Annotated in this window: 9 protein-coding genes; 4 read left to right on the forward strand and 5 right to left on the reverse strand. The window is 70.3% G+C overall.

Annotation, left to right across the window (positions count from 1 at the left end; translation table 11 throughout):
* Window positions 1-170: 170 nt before the first annotated feature.
* Together FHU13_RS10405 and FHU13_RS10410 are read left to right on the forward strand one after the other, a co-directional pair.
* A complete protein-coding gene (locus tag FHU13_RS10405) occupies window positions 171-3,014 on the forward strand; it encodes a PAS domain S-box protein (protein WP_183435780.1) in 2,844 nt (947 codons plus the stop codon).
* Between the two features lie 92 nt (window positions 3,015-3,106).
* Window positions 3,107-3,499 (forward strand): response regulator, encoded by a 393-nt coding sequence (locus FHU13_RS10410; protein ID WP_183435781.1) that lies wholly within the window; start codon window positions 3,107-3,109, stop codon window positions 3,497-3,499.
* Here the strand turns inward: FHU13_RS10410 and FHU13_RS10415 are convergent.
* The 3 genes from FHU13_RS10415 to FHU13_RS10425 all read right to left on the reverse strand — a co-directional run bounded on the left by FHU13_RS10415 (window position 3,453) and on the right by FHU13_RS10425 (window position 8,438).
* Complete coding sequence (locus FHU13_RS10415) at window positions 3,453-4,640, reverse strand: MFS transporter (protein WP_183435782.1); 1,188 nt, start codon at window positions 4,638-4,640, stop codon at window positions 3,453-3,455. The two genes, FHU13_RS10410 and FHU13_RS10415, sit on opposite strands and share 47 nt — an antisense overlap.
* Window positions 4,637-5,185, reverse strand: coding sequence for a TetR/AcrR family transcriptional regulator (locus FHU13_RS10420; protein WP_183435783.1), 549 nt, complete (start codon window positions 5,183-5,185; stop codon window positions 4,637-4,639). The genes FHU13_RS10415 and FHU13_RS10420 overlap by 4 nt, the downstream gene beginning before the upstream one ends.
* A gap of 103 nt (window positions 5,186-5,288) precedes the next feature.
* Window positions 5,289-8,438 carry an efflux RND transporter permease subunit gene (locus FHU13_RS10425; RefSeq protein WP_183435784.1) on the reverse strand — a complete coding sequence of 1,050 codons (3,150 nt, stop codon included), beginning with the start codon at window positions 8,436-8,438 and terminating at the stop codon, window positions 5,289-5,291.
* A gap of 140 nt (window positions 8,439-8,578) precedes the next feature.
* On the opposite strand from FHU13_RS10425, the gene FHU13_RS10430 reads away from it, so the two are divergent.
* A complete protein-coding gene (locus tag FHU13_RS10430) occupies window positions 8,579-9,787 on the forward strand; it encodes an efflux RND transporter periplasmic adaptor subunit (RefSeq protein WP_183435785.1) in 1,209 nt (402 codons plus the stop codon).
* 120 nt (window positions 9,788-9,907) lie between these two features.
* Here the strand turns inward: FHU13_RS10430 and FHU13_RS10435 are convergent, their stop codons facing one another.
* Window positions 9,908-11,959: a methyl-accepting chemotaxis protein gene (locus FHU13_RS10435; RefSeq protein ID WP_183435786.1), complete on the reverse strand. Its 2,052-nt coding sequence runs from the start codon at window positions 11,957-11,959 to the stop codon at window positions 9,908-9,910.
* A 162-nt stretch (window positions 11,960-12,121) separates the two neighbouring features.
* Window positions 12,122-13,183: a methyl-accepting chemotaxis protein gene (locus tag FHU13_RS10440; RefSeq protein WP_183435787.1), complete on the reverse strand. Its 1,062-nt coding sequence runs from the start codon at window positions 13,181-13,183 to the stop codon at window positions 12,122-12,124.
* Between the two features lie 420 nt (window positions 13,184-13,603).
* On the opposite strand from FHU13_RS10440, the gene uvrA reads away from it, so the two are divergent.
* Window positions 13,604-16,687, forward strand: a complete 3,084-nt coding sequence (uvrA, locus tag FHU13_RS10445; RefSeq protein ID WP_183435788.1) for an excinuclease ABC subunit UvrA — start codon at window positions 13,604-13,606, stop codon at window positions 16,685-16,687.
* The last annotated feature ends 124 nt before the right edge of the window (window positions 16,688-16,811 follow it).

Below are 16,811 nucleotides of genomic sequence, written 5' to 3' on the forward strand. Positions count from 1 at the left end.
CATCTCGGATTCTTCATTAGGAGGCACGACGATGTCGGCGGTCGTCTTGTGCAGGGTCCGTCACCGATGCACCATCGTCGCCGTCCGGACGGCGGGGCGCCGCAGGCGCCTCCGGAGGAAGGGCGCCGCGATCATCCGGCTTGCCGGTTCCGTCCTTGCCGGGTCCGTCCATGAGCCGACCGCCCGACGATTTCGCAGCATCCGGTGAGGCCGGGCGGCTGGCCGCGCTGGCCCGCTACGGCATTCTCGACACGCCCGCCGAGGACGCGTTCGACGACGCCGTGTCGTTGGCCGCGCAGCTCTGTGCCGCGCCGATCGCCCTCATCGGCCTGCTGACGAGCGACCGGCAATGGTTCAAGGCGCGGCTCGGCTTCACGCCGGCTGAGATCGGGCTCGACCGCTCGTTCTGCGTCCACACGCTGGCCAGGCGCGATCTCCTGATCATCGCCGACCTCGCCGCCGACCCGCGCACCCGCACCAACCCGCTCGTCGCGGACGAGCCCCGAATGCGCTTCTATGCCGGTGCGCCTCTGGTAACCCCGGAGGGTCTGGCGATCGGCACCCTGTGCGTGCTCGACACGGTGCCCCGGCCAGAGGGCCTGAGCGCCGCGCAGGCGGCGGGCCTCGAGGCGCTGGCCCGAACGGCGATGACGCAACTCGAACTGCGCCGGGGCATCGCCGAGCGGAGGACCGAGGCCGCGATCCTGGCCGACAGCGAGCTGCGCCTGCGGCTCGCGGTCGAGGCGGCCGGTGCCGGCATCTTCGACTACGATGTCGTGGCGGGCACCCTGGCCTGGGACGGACGCACCCGCGCCCTGTTCGGGGTCGGGCCGAACGAGGCCGTGAGCTACGCCGGCACCTTCCTCGCTCGCCTCCACCCCGAGGACCGAGCGCGCACCGACGCCGCCGTGCAGGCGGCCCTCGACCCCGCCGGGCCCGGCCTGTTCGAGGCCACCTACCGCACGATCGCCGGTGACGGTCCGGGCGACGGCACGGTGATCGCCTGGGTCGCGGCCCGCGGTACCCTCGTCGTCGAAAGCGACGGTGGAGTTAAAAGGGCGCGGCGCCTCGTCGGCACGGTGCGCGACGTGACCGCCGAATGCACGGCGCAGGCCGCCATCGCCGCAACCGAGGAGCGCTACCGCCTCGTCACCCGCGCCACCAACGACGCGATCTGGGATTGGGACCTCGCCGCCGACCACGTGCTGTGGAACGAGGCTCTGCAGGCCGCCTATGGCTGGGCGCCGGAGGTGGTCGAGCCGACCGGCCGGTGGTGGCTCGACCATGTCCACCCCGAGGACCGCGCCGGTGTCGAGGCGGATATTCGTCGCGTCATCGCCGGCGAAGGGCACGACTGGCGCCACGAGTACCGCTTCCGCCGCGCCGACGGCTCCTACGCCGACGTGCTCGACCGCGGCTCGATGGTGCGCCGGCCCGACGGCACGCCGCTGCGTATGATCGGTGCCATGCTCGACTTGACCGAGCGCAACCGCGTCGCCGCCCAGCTTCGGGCGGTGGTCGAGGGCGCCAATATCGGCATCGTGCAGATCGATCCGCGCACCATGGTCGCGCTGGAGGCCAACGCCAAGCTCTGCGCGATCTGGGCGGCAGAGGAATCCGACATCGTCGGGCATTCCGTCGTCAAGTGGGCGCCGGAGGCGGATGCGGCGGAGCGTGACCATCTGCACCGCCGGCTCGCCGCGGGCGAGATCGTGCGCGAGACGCTGGAGAAACGCTTCCGCCGCAAGGACGGGCGCCTGATCTGGTGCCGGGTCAACCTCGTCTCGCAGGTGCGCGGCGAGGCGATCCAGGCCACGGCGATGATCGAGGACATCACCGCGGAGAAGGCGGCCGAGGCGCGCCAGACGGCGCTGATCGAACTCGGCGACGGATTGCGCGACGCCGCCGGCCTCGCCGAGATCCGCGGGATCGCGGTCCGGATCCTCGGGCGCACCCTCGATCTTTCGGATGCGGGCTGCACGTTCATCGATGCCGTCGCTGGCGGCTTGGCGATCGGGCGCGAGGCGCCCGGCGCGGGGACGGGCTCCGCGGCGTTTCCGGCCAGCCTCGCGCGGCTGCGCCGCGGCGAGATCGTGGCTGTGCCCGATCTTGCCGCCGATCCGGACCTCGCGCCGGATGCGGGCGGCGAGGCGGCCGCCGGCGCCCTGCTCGGCGTGCCGCTGATGCGGCGGGGCGACCTCGTCGGCCTCGTCTATGCCCATGCCCCCGAACCCCGGGCTTGGGAGCCGGGCGAGGTCGATTTCGTCCGCGAGGTGGCCGGGCGGGTCTCCGTGGCGCTCGCCCGCATCCAGGCCGAGGAGCAGCAGCGCTTCCTCAACCGCGAACTGAGCCATCGGCTGAAGAACACGCTGACCATGGCCCAGGCCATCGCCTCGCAGACCCTGCGCAACGTCTCCGACATCGCCGCGGTGAAGGAGGCGCTGGTGGCCCGGCTGGTGGCGCTCGGCAAGGCGCACGACATCCTGCTCTCGGGGGAGGGCGAAGGGGCGGCGCTGGAGGCGGTGATCGCCGGCGCGCTCGCGATCCACGACGACGGCGAGCCGGGCCGCATCCACCTGTCCGGACCGGCCCTTGAAGTCGGGCCGAAGGCCGCCCTGTCGCTCGCCCTGATGATCCACGAACTCGCCACCAACGCCGCCAAGTACGGCGCCTTCTCGGTTCCAGGCGGGCGTGTCGGCGTGGACTGGACCGTCTCGCAACTGCGCTGGCGGGAGCAGGGGTATCGGCGGGAGGATGTGCAGGATGACCCGCAGGACGATTTGGAGGATGACTTGGAGGACGAGGCGCGGGAGGTCGAGCCGGTCGTGACGCTGACCTGGGCCGAGAGCGGCGGGCCGCCGGTCGCCGTCCCGACGCGCAAGGGCTTCGGTTCGCGCCTGATCGAGCGCGGATTCTCGGGCGCGGTCGGCGGCGAGACGCAGATGATCTACGCGCGAGAGGGCGTGACCTGCCGGATCCGGGCGCCCCTGAAAGGTCTTCTCGAAAAAGAATAGGGCGAAAAGCGACGCCGCGGGGCAACGAACCGGCCGCTCGCCGCTTGTCGGCAGGACGCCCAGGCACGCGCCGAGGACATCCGGGACGCTTCATGGATCTGCCCGCTCCTCCTGCCCCGCACGGCGACGCGCGGCCGCTGGCTCTCGTCGTGGAGAGCGAGACGGGCCCGCGCATCGAAACGGCGGATCGTCTGGCCGGAGCGGGCTTCGAGGTGCTGGAAGCCTGGAGTGCACTGAGCGCGCTCCTCCAGATCGAGCGCCACGCGACGCTGCGCCTCGTCGTCGTCGATGCCGGCCTGCCTGGGGCCGAGACCCGCTTTGCCCTGATCCACGAGATCGCTCGGCATCGGCCGGACCTGTTCCTCATCGCCCTCTCGGCCGGTCCCTCCCCCGAGCCCGGCACGCTGCCCGAAGGCGTTCGCTTCGCCGCGAAGCCGCTCACTCCGGCGCTCGCCCGGGAGGCGCTGGGGCAACTCGCGGACTGATCGGCGTCGCTTGCCCCCGCCAGACCGTCGCGCTGCCGGCGATCATCGCGAACGCCACGAGGGCGCTCCCTGAGCCCGCCTTCTCCACGAGGCTTCCGAACAAGGGTGCACCGACGGTCTGGCCGACGGCGAGCGTCAGGAAGGGGATGCCGAGGCCGAGGTCGGGGCGATCGGGCAGCAGATGGATGCCCTGGATCAGAAACGTCCCGCTGGCGACGATGTAGGCGGTGCCGAACAGGCTCATGGCGGCAAAGCCCGGCACGGGGCTGGATGGGCTTGCAGCCGACCCGACCGCCAGCCCGATCTCGCCGAGGACCGTGCCGAGCAGGGCGAGGCGATGAACCCGGCCGACGCCGAAACGCGCGGTGAGGAGGCCCGTCGCCGCGCCGAGGGTGCCAGCGCTTCCCAGGGCGATCCAGGCCAGCGCGACCTGGGTTCCGGAGAAGGCGAGGTCGCCGCGCAGGATGTCCGCGCCGAACGTCCAGATGGCGGTGCTGGACAGACCCATCAGGAAGGCGCCCGCCGCCAGACCGGCCAGACCCGGACGCTTCAGGACCGTGAGCTGAAGCCCTGCGGAGCCCGACTCGGCCGGGCCGGCGGGCAGGGCGAACCGGAGCCAGAGCGTGACGATGCCGCCGAGCCCGGCGAACACGGCGTAGAGTTCGCGCCACGCCCCGTCGGTTGCGAGGGTCGCGAGCCCCGAGAACACGATTCCCGCCGCCGTGCCGGCATTGATCGTCCCGTTCGCCCTCGGGCGATCCCTCTCGCCGAAGGCCTGAGTCACGGCCGCGGCGAGCGGTGGCGAGGTCAGCCCCGTGCTCAGGCCCGTGAGCGTGATCGCCAGGCCGAGAACCCAGCCGGACGAGGCGACGGACACGAGCGCCATACCGATCGTGGCGGTGAGCCCCGCGAGCATCGCCACCCGGCGCGGGCCGAGCCGTCCGCCGAGGAGGAAGGCGAGGACGATGCCGATGCAGTAGGCCGCGAAGGCGCTGCCGCCGATCCAGCCGGCGGTGCTCGGGCTCAGTCCGAGGTCGTCGCGAATCCGGGGCAGGAGCAGGCCGTAGGCGAAGCGGGCCAGGCCGTAGGCGAGCGCGGTCAGGGCGAAGGCGGCCGCGACCAGATTGAGGCGGGCGCTCACGGGCCGCGACCGCTCGCGACTGCGGCCAGCGCCCGCGCGGCCCGCTTGGCCTCCTCGATCACCGCGACGTCGCTGACGCTCGCCGCTGCGGTAGCGCCCTCGAACAGGAGCCAGACCTGAGTGGCCAAGCCCGTGTCGGCGCGCCCGAGCCCGATTTCGACGCGGCGGGCGACCGCCTCGCGAAATTCGCGCTTCTGTTGCTCGACGAGGGCCACGATCTCGGCATTGGCCGACGCGTACTCGCTGCGGGCGCGCAGGAGCATGCAGCCCCACGCCCCGTGCGTCTCCAGCCAGCGGCGCAGCGTGTCGAACAGCGAGCCGATGGGATCGATCTCGTCGGCCTCGGCTCCGAGCCGGTCCATGAACGCGCGGTGCCGCGCCTCCAGGACCGCGACCACCAGCCCGTCACGGGAGCCGAAATGCTTGTAGAGGGTGCGGGTGGAGGAGCCGGAGGGCGCCAGCAGTCGGTCGACGCCGACACCCCGGAAGCCTTCGGTCTCGAAGGTGCGGGCGGCGCCCTTGATCATCTCGGTGCGCGTGTCCATGCGCGGACATGTAAAGCGATCGTTTTACATGGCAAGCCTGGGACGCCCCGGGGTACGGACCGCCCTCCCCGTCCGTGACGCACGGACGGGGTCTCGGCGGAGCCTATGCCGCCGGCACCGCCTCCTCCTGCCTCTTCTCGCCTTGCCCGCCCTCCTTGGTCTCCTCTCCGCGCAGCCGCTCGGCGGCGACGTAGAAGACCGGGGTGACGAACAGGGTCAGGATCGTGGCGACCAGCAGGCCGCCGATCACCACCGTGCCCATGGAGAGACGGGCATTCGCCCCCGCGCCGCTGGCGATGGCGAGCGGCACCGAGCCGAGGATGAAGGCGAACGAGGTCATCAGGATCGGGCGCATGCGCATCCGCGTGGCGTGCTTGGCCGCCTCCAGCGCGTCCTCGCCCTGCCGGCGCAGGTCCTCGGCGAAGGAGACGAGCAGGATCGAGTTCTTAGCCGCCAAGCCGACGAGGAGCAGCAGGCCGATCTGTCCGAACACATCGAGCGGCATGCCGCGCAGGGCCAGGAATCCGACCGCCCCGAAGATGGCGAGCGGGGTGGCGAGCAGAATCACCAGCGGCAGGCGCAACGACTCGTACTGCCCGGCCAGGAAGCAGAAGATCATGAACACGCCGAGGGCGAAGATCAGCGGCGCGACGTTGCCGGCGATCTTCTCCTGATAGGCGACCTCGGACCATTCGATGGAGGTGTTGCGCGGCAGGTCGTCGGCCAACTCCTCGACCGCCTCGATCACCGTGCCGGAACTGGAGCCGGGGGCGACCGTCACCGCGACCTCGATCGCCGGATAGGTGTTGTAGGACAGGACCGCCGTCGGACCCGTCGTGAACTTCGCCTGGACGAGCGACCCGAGGCGCACGGGCTCGCCTTGCGCGTTGAGGACGGTGAGCGCCTCCAGATCCTGAAACAGGCGCCGCCCGGAGGCGTCGCTCTGGACATACACTTGGTAGACGAAGCCGAACCGATTGAAGAGGTTGACGAAGCTCGACCCGACATAGGTGCCGAGCGCCTCGAACAGCCGCGCCAGCGGCACGCCGAGCTGCTCCGCCTTGGCCCGGTCGATGTCGAGGCGGATCTGCGGCACGCCCCAATCGGTGGTCGGCGTCGCGCTCGCCACCCCGGGCAGGTCCCGGATCTTCTCGATGAACGCGTTCGCCGTCTGCGCCAGCCCGAGACCGCCATTGCCGGAGCGGTCCTGGATCTCGAGCGTCAGGCCGCCGCGGGAGCCGAGCCCCGGCAGCGGCGACGGGTTGGCGATGCGCACCTGCCCGTCGGGATCGTGCTTGAAGCGCTCCTCCATGTCGCGGATCAGGTCGTCGACGGTGGTCGTGCGCTCGTCCCAGGGCTTCATGACCGGGATGTTGAAGCCGTAGAACGGAGCCACCGTGTCGGCGAGGAAGCTGCGCCCGCTGACCCCGATGGTGTGGTCGACGTCGTCGCGGGCGCGCAAAGCCGCGCCGAAGCGGGCGTTCATCGCCTCGGTGCGCTGCACCGAGGCGCCGAGTGGCATCGCGACCTCGGCATAGAGGTAGCCCTGGTCCTCGTCCGGTACGAAGCCGGTGGGACGCTGCATCAGGAGCAGCAGGGTGGCGCCGGCAAACAGCGCGAAGACCACGAGCGTCAGGACGACGTGGCGGGCGAGCCCGCCGATCGTGCGGGCAACGAAGTCGGCCGAGCGGTCCAGGGCGCGGTTGAACCAGTCGAGCGGCTTGCGCCACCAGCGCGTCTTCTGTGGTCCGTGCGACCTCAGGAGTAGGCCGCACAGGGCCGGCGTCAGGGTCAGCGACACGATCGCCGAGATCAGCACCGAGATGGCAATGGTGAGCGCGAACTGGTTGTAGAGCTGGCCCGTCAGGCCGGGGATGAAGGCCACCGGCACGAACAGGGCGGCGAGCACCAGGGTCGTGGCGATGACGGGCCCGCCGATCTCGTTGACCGCCTCGCGGGAGGCGGGCTTCGGCTCCATCCCCTCGGCCATCAGCCGCTCGGTGTTCTCCACGACGATGATCGCGTCGTCCACCACGAGGCCGACCGCGAGGACGAGGCCGAGCAGGCTCAAGGTGTTGAAGGAGAAGCCGAGCAGTGCCATCGGCCCGAAGGTGCCGATCAGCGCGATCGGCACGGCGATGGTCGGGATCAGCGTGGCGCGCCAGTTCTGCAGGAACAGGTAGGTGACGACCGTGACGATCAGGATCGCCTCGAACAGGGTCCGCACCACCTCGTAGATCGCCTCCTTGACGAACTCGGTGGAGTCGAGGGCGATGGTGTAGTGCAGGCCGGGGGGAAAGCGCTTGGCGAGATCCGCCATGGTCTCGCGCGTCCCGTTCATCACCTCGACCGCGTTGGCGTCCGGGTTCTGGAAGATGCCGAGCGTCGCCGAGGGCTTGCCGTCGAAGTTCGAGGTGACGCCGTACTGCTCCGAGCCGAGCTCCACCCGCGCCACGTCCGAGACGCGCACCACCGAGCCGTCGGGGTTGGCCCGCAGGACGATGTTGCCGAACTCCTCCGGCTTCATCAGCCGGCCCTTGGTGACGAGCTGCAGCTCGAACGGCGTGGCGCGGTCCATCGGCAGCTTGCCGAGCGAGCCCGTCGTCACCTGCGCGTTCTGAGCCTGGACCGCCTGGAGCACCGTCTCGGTCGAGAGGGACAGCGCCTCCATCTTGGCCGGATTGAGCCAGATGCGCATGGCGTAGCGCATGTTGGAGAAGTTCAGGATGCGGCCCATGCCGGTGACGCGGCGCAGGGGCTTGATGACCTGGGTCTCGGCGTAGTTGGCCAGGAACAGCTCGTCGAAACCGGTGCTCTCGTCGGCGTAGAGCACGACGTTGCCGAGCCGCTGGCGCGACGATTTCTGGATCTCCAGCCCCTGCGCCCGCACCGCTTCCGGAAGCTTGGCCTCGGCGCGGCTCGAACGTGTCAGCACTTCCGCCGCGGCGGCGTCGAGGTTCGAGCCGACCTCGAAGGTGGCGTCGATCGAGACGCTGCCGTCGGTCGAACTCGTCGATTGGATGTAGATGAGGTGGGGGGCGCCGTTGATCTCCTGCTCCAGCGGGATCGCGATCGACTCGTAGGCCTGCTGGGCGGAGGCGCCGGGATAGGTCGCCTGGACGTTGATGATGGGAGGGGCGATCTCGGGATACTGCGCCACCGGCAGCGTCAGCCCGGCGACGAGGCCGATCACCGTGATGAGGACGGAAATCACGCCCGCGAGGATCGGCCGGTCGACGAACGTGGCGAACATTCGAGGGGCCGTCTCCGAAAATTCAACGTGGCCGTGAAGGACCCGCGTGCAACGTCTTCGGACTCCGCGTGTTCCCTCCCGTGCCGCGCCCGGGACAAGCCGGGCGGTTGCCCCCGTCCTGCTGTTGGAGATTGGACCTCGTGCGCTCAGGCGTCGGCTTCGTCATCACCGGTCTCGTCGTCGGCGCGCTCGGGATCGCCGCAGGCGCGTGGTGGGGGGCGGGGCACCCGATCCCCGGCTTCCTTGCCCATCACCTCAAGGTGGCGAGCCGTGCCGAGACCAAGCGCGGCAGGGAGGAGGCGCGGCTGGCGGTGCGGGCGGTGCGCGCCAGCGCCCAGGAGGTGCCGGTCGCCTTTGAATATACCGGCACCATCGTTTCGCCCCGCGACGCCGCGCTCCAGGCCCGGGTGACCGGCTTCGTGGTGGAGCGCCCGTTCGAGCCCGGCGGCCACGTGAAGAAGGGGCAGGTGCTGTTCCGCATCGACCCGCGCCCGTTCGAGGTCGCGCTCAAATCGGCCGAGGCCCTGCGCGACCAGGCCAAGGCCACCCTCGACTTCGCCCGTGCCGAGGTGAACCGCACCGAGCAACTCGCCGACAAGGGCTTCGCCACCGAGCAGCGCGCCCAGCAGAACCAGTCGAACCTCGCCACGGCAACCGCCAAGCTCAACGAGGCGGAGGCCACCATCGCCCGGGAGCGGCTGAACCTCGAATACGCGGTGATCCGCGCACCCTTCGACGGGCGCTCCAGCCTGTCCATGACCAATATCGGCGACATGGTGATCGAGAATCAGACCAACCTCGTCTCCGTGGTGCAGGTGAACCCGATCGACGTGCAGATGGCGCTCTCCTCCGAGGACGCGGAGGCCGTCCGGGTCGCCCAGGCCGAGGGACGGGTGAAGGTCCAGCTCCTCGACGTGGGGCGCGAGCCCGTGCGCGAGGCCACGATCTACCGGCTCGACAACCGATTCGATCCCCGCACCGGCCGCCGCCTGATCCAGGCGTGGCTCGACAACGCGGACGAGCGCTACCTGCCCGGCCGTTTCGTACGCTCGCGCATCGAGGTGGGCCGGCAGGAGCGCCTGCTGGTGCCGACGATCGCGCTCTCGGCCCAGCTCGACCAGCAGGTGATCTGGACGGTGGACGAGGCCGGCACCGTCCACATGACCGCGATCGAGGTCGGCGACGTCTACGGCGACAACACCGCCGTGCTCAAAGGTCTCAAGCCCGGCACGCTGGTGGTCACCGACCATCTCCAGAGCATGCGCCAGAACCTCAAGGTCGAGCCGCGGGTCGGCGAGGAGGTCAGCGCCGTGGGCAACATGCCCGCCCAGGGCGAAGCGCGGCACTGAGTCCGGGGTTTCGAAAGGGTGAGCCCTTCTCATAGGGTCCAGGGCGGAGCCCTGGTGGAGGGAAGCCGGGGCGCTGCCCCGGCGCCCCGGCAAAGGGATGATCCCCTTGGAATCCCTGACTCAGGCCGCCCGCACCTGGGCGAGGAAGCCACCGACCTCCGTGCGCAGAGCCGTCGCCTGCCGGGCGAGGTCGCTCGCCGCGTCGAGCACCTGGCCCGAGCCGGTGCTGGCATCGTCGGCGGTGCGGGCCACGCCCGCCACGTCGTCCGAGGCGCGGCGCGCGCCCCCCGAGGTCTCGACCGTGGTGCGGGCGATCTCGGCGGTGGCCGCGCCCTGTTCCTCGACCGCGGCGGCGATGTCGCTGGAAATCCGCGACAGGTCGCGGATCGTGCGGGCGATGCCGGTGATGCCGGAGACCGAGGCGCCGGTGGCGGCCTCGATCTCCGCCATCCGCCCGGCGATCTCGTCGGTGGCCCGCGCCGTCTGTGCGGCCAGTCCCTTCACCTCCGCCGCGACCACGGCGAAGCCGCGCCCCGCCTCGCCGGCCCGCGCCGCCTCGATGGTGGCGTTGAGCGCCAGCAGGTTGGTCTGACCGGCGATCTGCGAGATCAGCCCGACGATCTGGCCGATGCTGCTCGCGGCCGAGGCGAGGCGCTCGACCTCCCCGGCGGTGCGGGCCGCCTCCTCCTCGGCGGCGCTCGCCGCCAGCGCCGACGAGCCGACCTGGGCGGAGATCTCGCGGATCGAGGCCGACAGCTCTTCCGTCGCCGCGGCGATGCCGTCGGAGGAGCGCGCCGCCTGCGCCGAGGCCTGCGCGGCCGAGGCGCTCAGGGCGGAGGTCTGGCCCGCCGCGCTGCTCATCGCCCGGGCGGCGCCCTCCAATTGCTGCGCGGCGGCCGAGACCGCCTCGACGATGCCGCCGACCCGCGCCTCGAAGCCGTCCGCCACCGCCATCATCGCCACGTGGCGGCGGGCGGCCTCCTCCTCGGCGCTGCGCTCCTGCGCCGCGCGGATGCGGGCGCGCTCGGCCACGCTGTCGCGGAAGGCAAGGGCCGCGGCGGCAATGCTGCGCAGCTCACCCGGACCCTTCACCGGGATCTCGATCTCGGTCTCCCCCCCTGTATCCCCCTGCCCGATCGCGGTCAGCGCTCGCGCCATCCGGCTCAGAGGGCGCGCGATCGCCGAGCCGAGGCCGAAGGCCAGCGCTACCGAGAGCAGCAGGGTGGCGAGCGCCCCCCCGGCCCAGAGCAGGACGGTGCGTTCCGCCTGCGCCCGGGCCGCCCCCGCCTCCCGTGCCAGGGCCGCGGTCAGCCGGTCCTCGATCCCCTTCAGCCCGTCGATGCGCTGCGTGGCGAGCCGGAACCAGCCCTTGGCGTCGGTGAAGGCGGGCGTCTGTCCGGGCGTCGTGTCGAGGGCGAGGCTCCGGATCCGGGCGACCTCTCGGGCGCCCTCCGCCGCGTTCGCCGCATCGAGCGCGGCGATCTCCTCCGCGGAGCCCACGGCGCGGAAGAGTCCCTCAAAGGTCGTTTGGTTCGAAGCGAGCCCGGCGAGCCGGCGCAGGCCCGCGAGGTCGATCGTGCCCGCGGCGAAGACGGCCGAGGCCGCCGCCCGCTCCTGGCCGGCGAATTCCTTGAGCGAGAGGAAGGCGGACAGGGCGGAGACGCGGGCGCCGATGGCCGGGTCCGCAGCGATCTGCGCCACTCCGCGCACGGTCCCGAGAGCGTTCGCGATGACGCCGGTATAGACCGCGAGGTTGGCCGGCACGCTGGTTTCCAGCCGATCCACCGCGGCGCGGTGGCGCTCGATCCCGTCGAGCCCCTCGCGCAGAAACGCCGCCTTGCGCGCGAACTCCGCGTCCGCTCCGGCGGCATCGAGATCCGCGATCAGGGCGGCGCGTGCCGCATCCGTCAGCCGGCGCTGGGCGGCGAGTTCCGGGGCGAACTGGCTGCCCTTCGAGCCGAGATAGAGGCTGGAGGCGCCGCGCTCCTTCTGTGCCTCGTGGACGAAGGCGCCGATCCGGACCGAGAGGCCGGCCAACGCCTCCATCCGCGCCATCGCCCTGCCGTGCCCCGCGCGCTCCACGACCCCCACCCCCGCGACGGCGCCGAAGGCGAGGCAGGGGATCAGCGCCACCGCGACGATGCGGGCGCGCAGGGAAGAGGGCAGCTTCATGACGGGACGGTCCGGACGGGTTGCGGTCGGACCATGAAAGGCGAGCGTAAAGTAAAGATTTAACCGGAGAGAAATTGCTTAAATTTGGGGCATGTACGCTAAGTTTTCACCATAGCAGCCGCGGTTGGAACAAATCCTGTGGGCCTGACAGCTTCTATACCGTCACGGAAGGCTATTCGTGCTGCCTTCGACGCTCTGCTGCTCGATCACGCCGCGCCAGCCCAGGCCCTGATAGGTTTCGTAGCCGGGGCTGCCGTGGAAGGCCACGAGGCGGCCCCTGCCATCCCGGTAGTGCCCCTGGAACCGGCCGTCCGTGCGGAGCCGGTATGTCTCGCTCAGAACCCCCTCGTCCCGCGAGCAGGCGATCACGCGGTTCCGGGCATCGAGCAGCATCACGCGGGTGCGCTCCCGCTCGCCCGCGCCGAGCCGGACGCCCTGGACGATGGCGCGGGCCTGCGGCTGCCAGTCGAAATGGATGGCGAGGATGCCCAGCGGCGCCCCCTCCGGGCGACCGCCCTCCCGCACGCTCGCGCAGTAGGTGGCGACCTGTGCGCCGCGAAGGCGCGCCTCGGTCCGCACGTCGACCGCCGTGTAGTCGTTGCCGCTCCGCAGGGCGCGTGCGTCCCGGAACCAGGTCTCGGCATCGACCTGGGCGCCGAGGATGTCCGGATAAGTATCCGGGCGGCCATGGGCGACCACCCGGCCCTGAAGATCGCACAGCCAGAGATCGAGATAGACCGTGTAGGCCGACAGGATCACCCCCAGCCGCTCGCCGGCATAAGCCACGGTCTCCGGTGAAGGATCCCGGCCGCAGGCGACCAGGGCGGCGTCGGTCGCCCACCAGCGCACGTCGCAGGTGCGCTCGTAGAGGTTCCGGTCGATCAATTCGACGGCGTTCAGGGCGAGGTCCACGCAGCGGGTCGCACGCGCCTCGCCCGTGAGCCGCGCGACGGCCTCCGTGAGGTCGTCCACGCCGGTGCTGAGGCCCGCCCTCAGGGCTGCGGCCAGCGTCTCGACCTCGGTCGAGACGGTTCGGACTTCCTGCGCGACGATCGAGAATCCCGCTCCCTTCTCGCCGGCATGAGCCGCCTCGATGAGCGCGTTCAGGGCCAGCAGCTTCATGCGGTTGGCGATCAACTGGATGGCGCCAAGGTTGGAAGAGGCCCTGGACTTCAGGGCCTGCGCCGACGCACCGACGACCTCGGCAAGGGACAAGTCTTTCATGCAACCACCAGGGGCACTTTACGGGCGGGATTCTTCGCTTTGATCAGGATGTGCTGAACTATAGCGATACTCACCTTAAATTGATCCTAACGTATCGGCCGCGTTGCTTGATGCTTATTTCGGCTGATGGCGCGCTTTTGGGCGCCGATGGGATCGGGATGCACGCAGCCGAACCCGCCCTTCGACGGCCCTCGGACGGGAGGCCGTCCAAGCCATTCGGGATGGAGGTTGCGGTCGCAAACCGGCCGCGACAGGCCGGCATTGCCGTCGTACCCGTTCCGTTCTAGTGGTTTCGCGCCGCTCGGAACCCATCTCCGTCCCCGGATACTGTTCCCGCGCGGCACACCCGTTGCCCGCCCGAGCAGAGAGCGAGGGCGCCGCATCCGGGTCGCCCGGATCGTCGCAGAGAATTTGTCGTCCATGGCCAAAGCCAAAGCCCGCAAGCCTGAGACCGCGGCCAAGACCGAGGAACAGACCGACGCACGGCTCTCCGCCCTGTTCGACGCGGCCGCCCCGGCGGCGCGTGACACCCGCGTCATCTCCGTGCGCGGCGCCCGCGAGCACAATCTCAAGAACGTCGACCTGACGATCCCCCGCGACAAGTTCGTGGTGTTCACCGGCCTGTCGGGGTCGGGCAAGTCGTCGCTCGCCTTCGATACGATCTACGCGGAGGGCCAGCGCCGCTACGTCGAGTCGCTCTCTGCCTATGCCCGCCAGTTCCTGGAGATGATGTCGAAGCCCGACGTCGATCAGATCGACGGGCTCTCGCCGGCGATCTCCATCGAGCAGAAGACCACCTCGAAGAACCCGCGCTCCACCGTCGGCACGGTGACCGAGATCTACGACTACATGCGCCTGCTCTGGGCGCGGGTCGGCATTCCCTACTCGCCCGCCACCGGCGAGCCGATCGAGAGCCAGACCGTCAGCCAGATGGTCGACCGGGTGCTGGAGCTGCCGGAAAAAACTCGGCTCTACCTGCTCGCGCCCGTGGTGCGCGGCCGCAAGGGCGAGTACCGCAAGGAGATCGCCGAGTTCCAGAAGAAGGGCTTCCAGCGCCTTCGCATCGACGGCGAGTACTACCCGATCGACGACGTGCCGAAGCTCGACAAGAAGCTCAAGCACGACATCGACGTGGTGGTGGACCGCATCGTCGTGCGCGACGACATCGCCGCGCGGCTGGCCGATTCCTTCGAGACAGCGCTCGAACTCGCCGACGGCATCGCCGACATCGAGTTCGCCGATGCGCCGGAGGGCGAGGCTCCCAAAAAGATCACGTTCTCGTCGCGCTTCGCCTGCCCGGTCTCCGGCTTCACCATCCCCGAGATCGAGCCGCGGCTGTTCTCGTTCAACAACCCGTTCGGCGCCTGCCCGACCTGCGGCGGCATCGGCCACGAGATGCGGATCGACCCCGAACTCGTGATCTCCGATCCCGCGCTCACGCTGAAGCGCGGCGCGGTGGGCCCCTGGGCGAAATCGACCTCGCCCTATTACGATCAGACGCTCGACGCGCTCGCCAAGCATTTCGACTTCAAGACATCCGTGGCGTGGTCGGCGCTGACGGAGCAGGCCCGCTCGGTGATCCTGTTCGGCACCGGCAAGGAGTCGGTGCGCTTCGACTACAACGACGGCCTGCGCTCCTACTCGGTCAACAAGCCGTTCGAGGGCGTGATCCCGAATCTGGAGCGGCGCTACAAGGAGACCGAGAGCGACGCCTCTCGCGAAGAAATCGGCCGCTTCATGAGCGCCACCCCTTGCGCCGCCTGCGACGGCAAGAGGCTCAAGCCCGAGGCGCTTGCGGTCAAGATCGACCGGCAGGATATCGGCGAGGTCACCGCCCTCTCCGTCCGCGAGGCCCATCGCTGGTTCTCGGAGATCTCTTCGAAGCTGACCGACAAGCAGAACGAGATCGCGGTTCGAATCTTGAAAGAAATCCGCGACCGGCTGACCTTCCTCGTCGATGTCGGCCTCGAATACCTGACGCTGGCCCGCGGCTCGGGCTCGCTCTCGGGCGGCGAGAGCCAGCGCATCCGGCTCGCCTCGCAGATCGGTTCGGGTCTCACGGGCGTGCTCTACGTGCTCGACGAGCCGTCGATCGGCCTGCACCAGCGCGACAACGAGCGCCTGCTCGGCACGCTCAAGCGCCTGCGCGACCTCGGCAACTCGGTCATCGTGGTCGAGCACGACGAGGACGCGATCCTTCAGGCCGACTACGTGGTCGATGTGGGCCCGGGCGCCGGCATCCATGGCGGCGAGATCGTCGCCCAGGGCACGCCGGAGGAGCTGCTCAAGGATCCGGCTTCGCTCACCGCGAAGTACCTCACCGGCGAACTCTCGGTGCGGACGCCGAAAGCACGGCGAAAGCCCGGGCGCGGGATGCTGCGGCTGGCGGGCGCGCGCGGCCACAACCTGAAGAACGTGACGGCGGAGATCCCGCTCGGCACCTTCACCTGCATCAGCGGAGTCTCCGGCGGCGGCAAGTCCACGCTGATCATCGACACGCTCTATAAGGCGGCGGCCAAGCGCCTCAACGGTGCCCTGGAGCACCCGGCCCCGTTCGAGCGGATCGACGGATTGGAGCATCTCGACAAGGTCATCGACATCGACCAGTCGCCGATCGGTCGCACTCCGCGCTCGAACCCGGCGACCTATACCGGCGCCTTCACCCCGATCCGCGACTGGTTCGCCGGCCTGCCCGAGGCCAAGGCCCGCGGCTACCAGGCCGGGCGCTTCTCCTTCAACGTGAAGGGCGGGCGCTGCGAGGCCTGCTCGGGCGACGGCGTCATCAAGATCGAGATGCACTTCCTGCCCGATGTCTACGTCACTTGCGACGTGTGCAAGGGCAAGCGCTACGACCGCGAGACGCTGGAGGTGCGCTACCGCAACAAGTCCATCGCCGACGTGCTCGACATGACGGTCGAGGAGGCGGCCGACCTGTTCAAGGCGGTGCCGTCCATCCGCGAAAAGATGGAAACGCTGGCCCGCGTCGGCCTGCACTACGTCCGCGTCGGCCAACAGGCGACCACGCTCTCGGGCGGCGAGGCGCAGCGGGTGAAGCTGTCCAAGGAGCTGTCGAAGCGGGCCACGGGCCGGACCCTCTACATCCTCGACGAGCCAACCACCGGCCTGCACTTCCACGACGTGGCCAAGCTCATGGAGGTGCTGCACGAGCTGGTCGATCAGGGCAACACCGTGGTGGTGATCGAGCACAATCTGGAGGTCATCAAGACCGCCGATTGGGTGATCGACATGGGCCCCGAGGGCGGCGACGGCGGCGGCCGCGTCGTGGCGCAGGGCACGCCGGAGGAGATCGCCGCGAGCACGGCGAGCCATACCGGGCGCTTCCTGCGCGAGGTGCTGGCACGTCGCCCGGCCGGAAAGGCGCCGAAGGACGCGGGCAAAGGGGCGGGCAAAGGGGCGGGCAAGGACGCCGACAAGGCCCAGCCGAAGGCGAGTGCTGCACCGCGCCGCCGCGGGGCGGCCGCGGGGCGGCAAGCCGCCGAGTAGGAGGCAGGTTCCGGCCGGATCCTGCCCGGCCATGGCACCGGGCCGAGGTGGCGATTCGGAGGGCCGCACCGCTCCGTTCGTCTCATCCTGGCGCGGGGCACGCGTTCGCACTTGCGCAATTGCC

Source organism: Methylobacterium sp. R2-1 (assembly GCF_014191355.1).
GTDB lineage: Bacteria > Pseudomonadota > Alphaproteobacteria > Rhizobiales > Beijerinckiaceae > Methylobacterium.

What these genes read in the sequence shown, in the direction of transcription:
- FHU13_RS10405 (WP_183435780.1), top strand. Translation starts at nt 171, where the DNA reads ATGAGCCGACCGCCCGACGATTTCGCAGCATCCGGTGAGGCCGGGCGG.
- FHU13_RS10410 (WP_183435781.1), top strand. Translation starts at nt 3,107, where the DNA reads ATGGATCTGCCCGCTCCTCCTGCCCCGCACGGCGACGCGCGGCCGCTG.
- FHU13_RS10420 (WP_183435783.1), bottom strand. Translation starts at nt 5,185, where the DNA reads ATGGACACGCGCACCGAGATGATCAAGGGCGCCGCCCGCACCTTCGAG.
- FHU13_RS10425 (WP_183435784.1), bottom strand. Translation starts at nt 8,438, where the DNA reads ATGTTCGCCACGTTCGTCGACCGGCCGATCCTCGCGGGCGTGATTTCC.
- FHU13_RS10435 (WP_183435786.1), bottom strand. Translation starts at nt 11,959, where the DNA reads ATGAAGCTGCCCTCTTCCCTGCGCGCCCGCATCGTCGCGGTGGCGCTG.
- FHU13_RS10440 (WP_183435787.1), bottom strand. Translation starts at nt 13,183, where the DNA reads ATGAAAGACTTGTCCCTTGCCGAGGTCGTCGGTGCGTCGGCGCAGGCC.
- uvrA (WP_183435788.1), top strand. Translation starts at nt 13,604, where the DNA reads ATGGCCAAAGCCAAAGCCCGCAAGCCTGAGACCGCGGCCAAGACCGAG.